This is a genomic window from Oceanithermus desulfurans (genome assembly GCF_014201675.1).
Classification (GTDB): Bacteria; Deinococcota; Deinococci; order Deinococcales; family Marinithermaceae; genus Oceanithermus; species Oceanithermus desulfurans.
Window position 1 is genome coordinate 155,132 of sequence record NZ_JACHEZ010000006.1, and the last position, 11,119, is coordinate 166,250.

Genomic DNA, 11,119 nt, shown 5'->3' on the forward strand with positions numbered 1-11,119 from the left:
CCTAATCCCCGGAACCACCGTCCGCAACCACCCCTTCGGGGGCGGGCTCCAGCACCGACTCGGCGCGGACCGCCTCGAGCAGCAGGGCTTCGGTATCTCCGGGCGTCATTCCTTCGGGCAGGGTCAGCGGGGCCACCTTCCAGAAGTCGCCGCGACGCTCCTCCCAGTCTCCCAGGATGGCTCGGGCGCGGGGGCTGCCCGTGAGCTTCAGGTGCCGCTCGAGCATCGCGCGCAGCAGCTCGTCGTCCACGCCCGGGGCCAGGCGCGCGATGCCGACCAGGGTGGGGTTGTAGCGCTCGGGGAAACGGCTCTCGGGGTCGTAGACGTAGGCGACGCCCCCGGTCATGCCCGCGGCGAAGTTCTGCCCGGTCTCACCCAGGACCACGACGAGGCCGCCGGTCATGTATTCGCAGGCGTGCTCGCCCACGCCCTCCACCACCGCCCGGGCCCCGGAGTTGCGCACCGCAAAGCGCTCACCGACGCGGCCGGCCACGTAGAGGGCGCCGCCGGTCGCCCCGTAGAGTACGGTGTTGCCCGCGAGGATCTCCGGCGCCTCACGGAAGAGCGGCGGGCGCACGCTGATCAGCCCCCCGGCCATGCCCTTCGCCAGGTAGTCCTGCGCCTCGCCGACGAGCTCGAGGAAGACCCCGGGGGCCAGGAAGGCACCGAAGCTCTGCCCCGCCACCCCCTCGATGCGGGCGTGGACGGTGCCTGCGGGCAGCCCCTCCTCGCCGTGGAAGCGGGCGATCTCGCCCGACAGGCGCGCCCCCACGGCGCGCTCGCGGTTGCGCACGGCGAAGCGGGCAAAGCGCGGCTTGCGGTCCTGCAGGGCGGGGGCGAAGGTGGCGTAGAGCTGATCGTCGAGCAAGGGGCCGTCTTCCGGCCGCTCGGCGCGCCGCTCCAGGGGTTTGGGCCGCCAGGCGGGAAACGGCTCCAGGAGCGGCGTGAGGTCGACGTCGGAGGCGCGCTCCAGCGGTACCCCACGGCGCTCGAGCAGGTCGTTACGGCCCACGATCTCGTCGAGGCGGCGCACCCCCATCTCCGCCAGGATCTCGCGCACCTCCTGGGCCACGTAGATCAGGAAGCGGACCGCGTGTTCCGGGGTTCCGGGGAAGCGGCGGCGCAGGGCCTCGTTCTGGGTGGCCACCCCGACGGGGCAGGTGTTGAGGTGGCACTGGCGCGCCATCACGCAGCCCACGGCCACCAGCGCGGCGGTGCCGAAGCCGAACTCCTCGGCCCCCAGGAGCGCCGCCAGCACCACGTCGCGCCCGGTCTTGAGCCCCCCGTCCACCTGCAGTCGTACCCGGTCGCGCAGCCCGTTCTCGAGCAGGACGCGGTGGGCCTCGGCGAGGCCGAGCTCCCAGGGGCTGCCGGCGTACTTGATCGATCCCAGGGGCGAGGCGCCGGTTCCGCCGTCGGCGCCGGAGATGAGCACCCGGTCGGCGTAGCCCTTGGCCACCCCGGCGGCGATCGTGCCCACCCCCACCTCGCTGACGAGCTTGACGCCCACGCGCGCCTTCTTGTTGACGCGCTTGAGGTCGTAGATCAGCTGGGCGAGGTCCTCGATGGAGTAGATGTCGTGGTGCGGCGGGGGCGAGATCAGCGTCACCCCGGGGGTGGCCCCGCGCACGCGGGCGATCTCGCGGTTCACCTTGAAGCCGGGGATCTGCCCCCCTTCGCCGGGTTTGGAGCCCTGGGCCATCTTGATCTCGATCTCCTCGGCGCTCACCAGGTAGGCGGGGGTCACCCCGAAGCGGCCCGAGGCCACCTGCTTCACCTTGCTGTTACCCCAGTCGCCGGCGCGGGGGTGCCAGTCCGACTGGGTCAGGTCGGGGCGGTCTTCTTTGTAGGGGTGGTAGCGCACCGGGTCTTCCCCGCCCTCGCCGGAGTTGCTCATCGCCCCGATGCGGTTCATGGCCACGGCGAGCACCTCGTGGGCCTCGCGCGAGAGGGCGCCAAAGCTCATGGCCTGGGTGCGGAACCGCTCGAGGATCGCCTCGATGGGTTCGACCTCCTCGAGCGGCACCGGCCGTTCGGCCTTCTTCCAGGTGAGCAGGTCGCGCACCGCCGCGGGCGGGCGCTCGTTCACCGCACGGGCGTAGTTCTCGTAGCTTTCCCGCCGCTCCTCGCGCACCGCCTTGTGCAGCGACTTGAAGACCAGCGGGTTGAAGGCGTGGTACTCCCCTTGCTTGCGGAAGCGGAACTCGCCGCGGTCGGCGAGCTCGGCGGGCCCCTGGTAGGCCTCCTCATGGAAGGCCAGCACGTCGCGGGCGATGCGCTCGAGCCCCACCGCTCCGAAACGGGCCGGCGTCCCCTTGAAGTAGGTGTCCACCACGGCGGGCTCGAGGCCCAGCACCTCGAAGATCTGGGCTCCGCGGTAGCTGGCCAGGGTGGAGATGCCCATCTTCGCCAAGATTTTGCGCAGCCCCTTTTCGACGGCCTTCTGGTAGTTCACCAGCGCCTGCTCGAGCGAGATCGGCGCGCGGCCGCGGGGGTCGCGCTCCACCAGGTCGCGCACCGAGGCCAGCGCCAGGTAGGGGTAGACGAGGTCGGCGCCGTAGCCCAGCAAGACCGCGAAGTGGTGGTCCTGCCGCGCCTCGCCCGTCTCGACGACCAGCGAGACGCGCATCCGCCGGCCGAGCCGGATCAGGTGGTGGTGCACGCCGCCCACGACGAGCGGCATGGGGATCGGCGCCCACTCGGGCCCCACCCCGCGGTCGCTGAGGATCAGCACGTTGAACCCCTGCTCCACGGCCGCCTGGGCCTCCTGCAGGAGCGCGTCGAGGGCGCGTTTCATCGCTTCGGGGCCTCCGTAGGAGGGGAAGCGGGTGCGCAGGCGGTAGGGGCGGTACCAGGTGTCGTCGTGGTTGTAGATCCACTCGAGCTGGTCCCCGTGGATGATGGGCGAGTCGAACTCCATCTGGTGCGCCGCCCCCTCCTGGGCCTCCAGGAAGCTCATCCGCGGCCCCACCAGGCTGCGCAGCGACATCACCATCTCCTCGCGCAGGGGGTCGATGGGCGGGTTGGTCACCTGGGCGAAGCGCTGGCGGAAGTAGCGGTAGAGCCACTGCGGCAGCGACGAGAGGAAGGGCAGCGGGGTATCGTCGCCCATCGAGCCCACCGGCTCGCTGGCCAGCCGGCTCATCGGCGCCAGCAGGTGGGTCAGGTCTTCGCGGCTGTAGCCGAAGGCCCTCTGCAGCCGCACGAACTCCTCGCCCTTCGGCAGGTTCTGACCCTCGAAGAGCAGGTTCTTGGTCTTCGGCGGATAGGTGCGGTGCCGCCGCACCCAGACGGCGTAGGGCCGGCGGGTGGCGTAACGCTTCTTGATCTCGGCGTCGTGGTACACCCGTCCCTTCTCGGTGTCCACCGCGAAGATCTGGCCCGGGCCCAGCCGCCCCTTCTCGACGATCGCCTCCGCCTCGGCGTCGACGATGCCCGTCTCCGACCCCAGCACCACCAGACCGTCGGCCAGGCGCCAGTAGCGCAGCGGCCGCAGGCCGTTGCGGTCCAGCGAGGCGGCGGCGTAGCGGCCGTCGGAGTAGACGAGTGCGGCCGGCCCGTCCCAGGGCTCCGAAAGCGAGGCGTGGTACTCGAAGAAGGCCCGCACCTCGGGGTCCACCTCGGCCACGTTCTCGTAGGCCTCGGGCACGAGCATCATCATCGCGTGCAGCGGATCGCGGCCGCTTTGGACCAGCAGTTCGAAGACGTTGTCGAGGATCGCCGAGTCGCTGCCCGCGGTGTCCACGACCGGTTTCAGGTCCTCGAGCGCCTCGCCCCAGTGCTGGCTGATCAGCTCGGGCTCACGGGCGAGCATCCAGTTGACGTTGCCTTGCAGGGTGTTGATCTCGCCGTTCTGGGCGAGGTAGCGGAACGGCTGGGCGAGCTGCCAGGCGGGAAAGGTGTTGGTGGAATAACGCTGGTGGAACAGGGTCAGCGCCGTCTGGTAGTAGGGGTCGGCGAGGTCGGGGTAGTAGGCGGCCAGGTCGCGCGCCAGCATCAACCCCTTGTAGACCAGGGTGCGCGAGGAAAGCGAGACCGCGTAGGCCTCGAGCCCCGCTTCGCGCCAGGCCCGCTCGATCCGCCGCCGCGCCCGGTAGAGGGCGCGTTCGTAGGTGGTGGCCGAGAAGGCACGGGGCTTGATCAGAACCGCCTGCCAGACCTCGGGCTCGGCGCTGCGGGCCACCTCGCCCAGCACCTCGGGGTTGGTGGGCACGCGGCGCCAGACCTCGTGCCCCAGACCCAGCGTCTCCAGCTCGTCCGCAACGACCTTCATGGCCCGCTCACGGGTCCCGGGGTCGCGGGGCATGAAGAACATCCCCACTGCGATGTCGCGCGGGTTCTCGGGTGCAATGCCCTCCCGCACCAGCACGCGCTTGAACAGCGGGTAGGGGATCTGGGTTAGCAGGCCGACCCCGTCGCTGGTCAGTCCGTCGGCGGCCACCGCCCCGCGGTGCGCCATGCGCGCCAGGGCCTCGATGCCCAGCTGCAGCACCCGGTGGCTGCGCCGCCCCTGGGCGTCGGCGATGAAGCCGATACCGCAGGCGTCGTGGACCGAATTCTGGGTGGGGTCGTAACCGCTGCTCATGCGTCTCCTTTTCCCGCAGATGCGTGTTCGTTTATAATGTTTCCTTGTTTTGGGGCCTGACGCATATTCATGCGCCTATATGGTCTCCCATTGTATCTTCGGGGGGCGTCTCCGTCAACATGTCGGACGCCTTCCGGGTCGAACTTACTTGACACGGCGGATACGTATAGATACGATACAAACTAGATACAACCCTATTCGGAGGTCGTCTGTGGAAACGTTGCGCGTGTCTGGTAAATCTCGTCCTAACTCCGTAGCTGGGGCCATTGCTGCACTCTTGCGCTCGCAGGGGGAGGTGGAAGTGCAGGCCATCGGGCCCGCCGCCGTCAACCAGGCGGTGAAGGCCATCGCCATTGCGCGGGGGTACATCACGCCCGACAACCTCGATTTGTTCGTCAAGCCCGCCTTCGTCAAGCTGGAGCTGGAAAACGAGGAGCGCACGGCCTTGCGCTTCACGGTGAAATCGCAGCCGCTGAGCTCCTAAGGCACAACCTTCCGAGCCTCCATGGGCCATCACCCAGTTCACATGGGTTCTGCTAGACTCATGGCATGATGTTGTTTGGACCTTTTGCCTGGTTGATCCTTCTGGTGCTGCTCGCCACCTTCGTCATCCAGGGGTGGTTGCAGCGCACCTACGCGCGATTCAGCCGTGTTCCCAACGCCAAGGGCCTGACCGGCGCGGAGACTGCGCGCCTCATCCTTGACCGCTACGGCCTGACGCAGGTCCGCGTCGAGCCCGTCCGCGGCCAGCTCACCGACCACTACGACCCCCGCACCAAGACGGTGCGCCTCTCCGAGGGCAACTACGCCTCGCCCTCGCTGGCGGCGCTGGCGGTGGCGGCGCACGAGGTCGGCCACGCGCTCCAGGACGCCGACGACTACGTCCCCATGCGGGTGCGCGCGCAGCTGGTTCCGGCCGCGCAGATCGGCAGTAACCTGGGGCCCTGGCTCTTCATCATCGGGCTGATGCTGCAGATGACGGCGCTGGCCACGCTCGGCCTCTACCTCTTCGCCGCGGCGGCGATCTTCCAGCTGGTCACGCTGCCGGTGGAGTTCAACGCCAGCAGCCGCGCGCTGGCCAACCTGCGAAAGTTCGAGCTACTCGCGCCCAACGAGCTGCCGGCGGCGCGCAAGGTGCTGACGGCCGCGGCCATGACCTACGTGGCGGCGCTGGCCATGAGCGTGGCCTACCTGATCCAGTACGCGGCCATCCTGGGCGTGGGCCGCGACGACTGACCCTACCCCGATGAACGTACGCGAAGACCCCAGGGCGCTGGCCCTGGGGGTTCTCGTCAAGGTCGGGCGGGGCAGGTTCGCCGCCCCGACCCTCGACCTGGCGCTCTCGCGGAGCGGGCCGGAGCCCCAGGCGGCGGGGCTCGCCACCGACCTGGTCTACGGGACACTGCGCCGGCTGCGCTGGATCGACTGGAGCCTGAAGCCGTTGCTGCGGCGCCCCGAACGGCTGCCCGAGGCGGTGCGCTGGGCGCTGCGCGCGGGCGGCTACGAAAAACTCTTCACGCCGCGCCCCCCGTACGCGTCGGTGAACGCCTGGGTGGAGGTCGCGGCCCGGAGCCATCCCCGGCTGCGCGGCCTGGTGAACGCGGTGCTGCGGCGGCTGGAGCCGCGGCCCGCCCCGGAGGCGGTGCGGCTGGGTCTCCCCGACTTCCTCTACGAGGAGTGGCGCGCGCGCTTTGGCGACCCCGGCTGGATGGAGGCCCTCAACGAGCCGGCCCCGCTCTGGCTCACGCTCTTCCCCGGGGGCGAAGCGGAGCTGGCGGCGCAGGGGGTACCGTTCGAAGCCGGCCCCGTGCCCGGCAACGTACGCGTCCACGGTTTCTCGGTGCGCCGCATCGCGGCCTTCCGCAAGGGGTTGGCGCAGCCCCAGAACCCCGCTTCGCTGCTGGCGGCGCAGCTGCTCGAGGCCGGTTCGGGCGAGCGCGTCCTCGACCTGGCCGGCGGCGCCGCCCTCAAGGCCGCCTGGCTGGCCGCCCGGGGAGCACAGGTGACCAGCGTGGACGCGGACGCACGCCGCCAGCGGGCAGGCCGGCGCAACCTGGCCCGTCTGGGCCTGGAGGTGGCGTTCCTGACCCGCGATCTCACACGCCCCCTCGACCTTACGGCGCCCAAGGTGCTGCTCGACGCGCCCTGCCTGGGCACCGGCACGCTAAGGGGCCACCCCGAACTGCGCATGCGGCTCGAGCCGGAAGCGCTCGAACCCACGGTGCGGCTCCAGGCGCGGCTGCTCGAAACCGCCGCCCGCGCCACCGAACCCGGCGGTCTGCTCGTCTACGCCGTTTGCTCGCTCACCGAAGCCGAGGGCGAGGAGCAGGTCGCCCGGTTCCTACAGGCCCACCCGGAGTTCGAGCCGGTGGAAATCGAAAGCCCCGTGCCCCTGCTGGCACGGGGACACGGGGTCTACGTCCGACCCGAAAACGGGCTGGACGGGTTCTACTACGCGCGGCTGCGGCGCCGGAGCTAGCCGTGGGAGCTGGCTTCGTCCTCGGAGAAGAGGCCGTCGGCGAAGGCCATCCAGTAGCCGCCGAAGGCCGGGAAGAGAACGATCAGGACCCAACCGTAGAGGCTCGGCATCCAGCTGCCCAGGAAAATCTTGTTGACGATCACGACGCCGATCAGGAGCGCGACGAAGAAGACCAGGTAGTAGGTCAAGAACTTACCCATACGTCTATGCTAGAAGATTTTTCTCCGCGCCGGTAGGGACAAGGGTCATCGGGGGGCGAGGCGCCACTTGGCGCCGTGGGGGGTGTCCTCCACCACGACGCCCAGCTCGCCCAGGCGGGCGCGGATCGCGTCGGCGGCGGGGAAGTCGCGCCGGCTGCGGGCGGCCTCGCGCTGCTCGAGCAGCAGCTCGATCAGCCCTTCCAGCAACGGCCCTTCGAGCCGCGCTTCCAGCACCCGCGCGGGGAAAAGGCCGAGCACCCCCTCGCCCAACCGCTCCAGCGTCTCCAGGGCGCGCTCCAGGCTCGCCCGCCCCTGCGCGGCGGCGAGCGCCTTGTTGAGTTCGGGGAGGAACGAAAAGAGCGCCGCCAGCGCCTCGGGGGTGCCCAGGTCGTCGTTCATCGCCTCGGCGAAGGCGGCCTCGAGCCGGTCGATCGCCTCCTCCAGGGCAGCTAGCGTACCCTCGCGGGCGCGCTCCAGACCGGAGCGCAGGCTGCGGTAGGCTTCGAGCAAGCGGAAGTAGGCCCTGGCCGCCGCCTCGAGCCCGGCCTCGGTAAGGTCGAGGACGCTGCGGTAGTGGCTTTGCAGCAGGTAGAGGCGCACCACCATGGGCTCGTGCCGCTCGAGCAGTTCGCGCAGGGTGATGAAGTTGCCCGTACTCTTGGCCATCTTCTCACCGTTCAGCAGCACGTGGTTGTGGTGCATCCAGTAGCGGGCGAAGGCGTGGCCCGCCGCTTCGGCCTGGGCGATCTCGCACTCGTGGTGGGGGAACTGCAGGTCGATGCCTCCGGCGTGGATGTCGAAGCCCTCCCCCAGGTACTTGAGGCTCATGGCCGAGCACTCGATGTGCCAGCCCGGGTACCCCTCACCCCAGGGGCTGGGCCAGCGCATGATGTGCTCGGGTTCGGCCCGCTTCCAAAGCGCCCAGTCGCGCGGGTCTTCCTTCTCGCCGCGCACCTCGACGCGGGCCCCAGCCTGCTGGTCTTCGAGCCGCCGCCCCGAGAGCTTGCCGTAGTCGGGCCACTTGGCGGCGCGGAAGTAGACCGAGCCGTTCACCTCGTAGGCGTAACCGCGGTCGAGGAGTTCCTTGGTGAGCTCGATCTGCTCGATGATGTGGCCGCTGGCGCGGGGGGTGATGCTGGGCTTGGCGACGTTGAGGGCGTCGGTGTCTTCGAAGTAGCGCCAGAAGTACTTGTCGGCGACCTCCATGGGCTCGAGCCTCTCCAGCTTGGCCCGCTTGGCGATCTTGTCCTCGCCTTCGTCGGCGTCGTCGGTGAGGTGCCCCACGTCGGTAACGTTGGAGACGAAGCGCACCCGGTAACCCTCGTGCATGAGCCAGCGGCGCAACACGTCGTAGACGACCGCGGCCCGCCCGTGGCCCAGGTGGGCGTCGGAGTAGACCGTGGGCCCGCAAACGTAGATCCCCACGTGGCCCGGCGTCGCGGGCACGAACTCCACTTTCTTGCGCTGCATGGTGTCGTACAGGTAAAACGGCATGGGACCTCCTAAGGCACGGTTCGAGGGCTGGACTGTGGGGGAATCCAGAAACGAGGGGCTAACGCCGACATCGGCGCCCGGTCCTCATCATGCCCGGATTCTATCACGCGTCGGCCAGGCAACGGTCCTTTAGCCCCTGCAGGAAGCTCTCGATGTTCTCTTGCATCAGCTTCTTGACGAGCTTCTGCAGCAGCGCGCCGAACATCGGCAGGTTGAGCTCGTAGTCGAGGGTCAGCTTGACGCGGGTCGCGTCCTCGCCCTCGGGGGTGAAGACCCAGGTGCCCTCGTACTTGTCGAAGTCACCCTCTTCGCTGTAGAAGCGGTTCCTCAGGTTGGCGTCGTCCCACTCCTCCACCTCGGTCCACTGCACCTTCTTGCCCATGGCCACGGCCAGGTAGTGGGTCACCGAGCGCTCGGGGGTTTGCTCGAGCACCTTGAGTTCTTTGACGTCTTTCAGGTAAGGGGCCAGCCCTTCCAGGTCCTTGGCCGCGGCGTAAACCCCGGCCGCCGGCCTGGGAATCACGATCTCGGCTTCTACGGTCGGCATAGGCCCGTTTTACTTCGTTTCCCCATCTTCCCGCAACTTTTCGTAGCGTTGCGCCGCCTCCACGGCTGCGCTCAACGCGAAGCCGCGCGTCTGCAGGAAACGGACCATACGCGCGTGCTCACCCTTGTGACGCCAGGCCGACTTGTCCAGAAGGGCGAGTGCACGCCCCACCTCGTCCTCACCGTCTCCGCTGGCCGCGAGCACCTCGCGCACGATCCGCTCGTCTACGCCTCGGCGGGCCAGCTCCGCGCGCAGGCGCAGTTCACCCCAGCGCTCCCGGCGCGAGCGTACGAAGGCCTCGGCAAAGGCCCGGTCGTCGAGGTAGCCCCACTCGAGCAGGCGACCCAGCACGGCCCGCGCCACCTCGGGGGTGGTTCGCGCCAGCAGCTTGCGCTCGAGCTCGGCCCGGCTTTGCATGCGACGCCCCAGGGACCTCAGCGCGTACTGCATGGCCCGCTCCTCGCTGTACGGCTCCTTCGGCTTCACCGCCTCCAGCCTACACGGCTATACTGGGTGTCGTGCGCGTTTTCGCCATCGCCGATCCCCACCTCTCCAGCCAAAACCCCAAGCCCATGGACGTCTTCGGTCCGGGCTGGGAAGGCCACCCCGAAGCCTTCTTCGAGGGCTGGCGGCGGGTGGTAGGGCCGGACGACCTGGTCATCGTCGCCGGCGACATCTCCTGGGCCATGCGGCTCGACGAAGCCTTGCCCGACCTCCGGGCCATCGCCGAGTTGCCTGGGCGCAAGGTGTTGATTCGCGGCAACCACGACTACTGGTGGCCCTCGATCAGCCGCCTGCGCGCCGCGCTGCCCGCCGGGATGTACGCGATTCAGAACGACAGCCTGGTCATCGATGGGGTGGCCGTGGCCGGCACCCGCGGCTGGCTGGTGCCCGGCAGCCCGGAGTACACGGAGCAGGACGAGAAGATTTACAAACGCGAGGTCGAACGGCTGCGGCTCAGTCTGGAGAGCCTGAAAGGGAAAAGCTTCGACCACCTGATCGTAGCGCTCCACTTCCCGCCCACCGGCCCCGACGGCAGCCCCACCGGCTTTACCGACCTGATTGAGCAGTACGAACCCGACGCCGTCGTCTACGGCCACCTGCACGGGGCCGAGAACACCTGGCTGCTCACGAACTGGAAGGGCATCCCCCTGCACCTGGTCGCGGCCGACTACCTGCACTTCAAGCCCAAGCTCGTTTTGCAAGTCTAACCAAACCGCTGCTGTTCCACGCTTCGCGCCATCGCGCACGCGCCGGTTCGCGATACGTCAGTATATCGACCAGGTATTGAGCTAGGTGTAACCTCCCAACACGTTGTTCACTGGAACCCCTCACCCTGCTGCCTGTGCAAGAGTGGCTTTTGGAACGAGAGGAGGAGGGGTTCCAGTGACTCATCACAAGAACGCGCGACTCACCTACCAAGCAAGGCGCATCCTTGTGTCCCGCATTATCCACGAAGGCTTGCCGGTAAGGGAAGTTGCCAAGGCCCAGGGCGTCAGCCCCAGAACCGCCTACAAGTGGCTCAGGCGCTACCGGGAAGAGGGCGAAGCCGGCCTTTTCGACCGCAGTTCAAAGCCACGGCGAAGCCCCAGGCGCACCCCTGAGAAGGTCCGGGAACAGGTTGTTCGGCTTCGTCGGCAACGCTGGCCCTACCACGCCATCGCTGAGTGGCTTGGAATCTCCAAGAGCACGGTGGGGAGGATCCTGAAGGACGAGGGACTGAACCGCCTTTCTGTTTTGGAACCCAAGCCCCTGCCCAAGCGCTTCGAGGTAAAGGCTCCCGGCGTGCTCCTGCACCTGGACACCAAGAAGCT

Annotated in this window: 10 protein-coding genes; 5 read left to right on the forward strand and 5 right to left on the reverse strand. The window is 68.7% G+C overall.

The features are described 5' to 3' along the window. Position 1: 1 nt before the first annotated feature. The gene (gene gltB / locus HNQ05_RS09035; RefSeq protein ID WP_147145911.1) at positions 2-4,585 is read right to left on the reverse strand and encodes a glutamate synthase large subunit; all 4,584 of its coding nucleotides are present in this window, start codon (positions 4,583-4,585) and stop codon (positions 2-4) included. Between the two features lie 211 nt (positions 4,586-4,796). Here gltB and HNQ05_RS09040 point away from each other — a divergent pair, with 211 nt between their 5' ends. The 3 genes from HNQ05_RS09040 (at position 4,797) to HNQ05_RS09050 (ending at position 7,064) form a co-directional block, all read left to right on the forward strand. Continuing rightward, positions 4,797-5,069, forward strand: coding sequence for a stage V sporulation protein S (locus tag HNQ05_RS09040; protein WP_013457796.1), 273 nt, complete (start codon positions 4,797-4,799; stop codon positions 5,067-5,069). A 65-nt stretch (positions 5,070-5,134) separates the two neighbouring features. After that, positions 5,135-5,821, forward strand: a complete 687-nt coding sequence (locus tag HNQ05_RS09045; protein ID WP_147145908.1) for a zinc metallopeptidase — start codon at positions 5,135-5,137, stop codon at positions 5,819-5,821. 10 nt (positions 5,822-5,831) lie between these two features. Further along, on the forward strand, positions 5,832-7,064 hold the full coding sequence (locus tag HNQ05_RS09050) for an RsmB/NOP family class I SAM-dependent RNA methyltransferase (protein WP_147145905.1): 1,233 nt from the start codon (positions 5,832-5,834) through the stop codon (positions 7,062-7,064). On the opposite strand, the gene HNQ05_RS09055 is transcribed toward HNQ05_RS09050, so the two are convergent. The 4 genes from HNQ05_RS09055 to HNQ05_RS09070 form a co-directional block, all read right to left on the reverse strand. Continuing rightward, positions 7,061-7,264 (reverse strand): hypothetical protein, encoded by a 204-nt coding sequence (locus HNQ05_RS09055; RefSeq protein ID WP_147145902.1) that lies wholly within the window; start codon positions 7,262-7,264, stop codon positions 7,061-7,063. The two genes, HNQ05_RS09050 and HNQ05_RS09055, sit on opposite strands and share 4 nt — an antisense overlap. 45 nt (positions 7,265-7,309) lie before the next feature. Continuing rightward, positions 7,310-8,758 (reverse strand): cysteine--tRNA ligase, encoded by a 1,449-nt coding sequence (gene cysS, locus HNQ05_RS09060; RefSeq protein WP_147145898.1) that lies wholly within the window; start codon positions 8,756-8,758, stop codon positions 7,310-7,312. A gap of 103 nt (positions 8,759-8,861) precedes the next feature. Continuing rightward, on the reverse strand, positions 8,862-9,305 hold the full coding sequence (locus HNQ05_RS09065; RefSeq protein ID WP_147145896.1) for a type II toxin-antitoxin system RatA family toxin: 444 nt from the start codon (positions 9,303-9,305) through the stop codon (positions 8,862-8,864). 9 nt (positions 9,306-9,314) lie between these two features. Then, positions 9,315-9,791: a regulatory protein RecX gene (locus HNQ05_RS09070; RefSeq protein WP_246104087.1), complete on the reverse strand. Its 477-nt coding sequence runs from the start codon at positions 9,789-9,791 to the stop codon at positions 9,315-9,317. A 32-nt stretch (positions 9,792-9,823) separates the two neighbouring features. On the opposite strand from HNQ05_RS09070, the gene HNQ05_RS09075 reads away from it, so the two are divergent. Next, positions 9,824-10,516, forward strand: a complete 693-nt coding sequence (locus HNQ05_RS09075; protein ID WP_147145893.1) for a metallophosphoesterase — start codon at positions 9,824-9,826, stop codon at positions 10,514-10,516. A 175-nt stretch (positions 10,517-10,691) separates the two neighbouring features. Next, positions 10,692-11,119, forward strand: a 428-nt coding sequence (locus tag HNQ05_RS12395; protein ID WP_183677755.1) for a helix-turn-helix domain-containing protein, incomplete at its 3' end; no start/stop codon positions are given.

Coding starts and splice junctions, on each gene's coding strand:
- gltB (WP_147145911.1), bottom strand. CDS start 4,585: ATGAGCAGCGGTTACGACCCCACCCAGAATTCGGTCCACGACGCCTGC.
- HNQ05_RS09045 (WP_147145908.1), top strand. CDS start 5,135: ATGATGTTGTTTGGACCTTTTGCCTGGTTGATCCTTCTGGTGCTGCTC.
- HNQ05_RS09050 (WP_147145905.1), top strand. CDS start 5,832: ATGAACGTACGCGAAGACCCCAGGGCGCTGGCCCTGGGGGTTCTCGTC.
- HNQ05_RS09055 (WP_147145902.1), bottom strand. CDS start 7,264: ATGGGTAAGTTCTTGACCTACTACCTGGTCTTCTTCGTCGCGCTCCTG.
- cysS (WP_147145898.1), bottom strand. CDS start 8,758: ATGCCGTTTTACCTGTACGACACCATGCAGCGCAAGAAAGTGGAGTTC.
- HNQ05_RS09065 (WP_147145896.1), bottom strand. CDS start 9,305: ATGCCGACCGTAGAAGCCGAGATCGTGATTCCCAGGCCGGCGGCCGGG.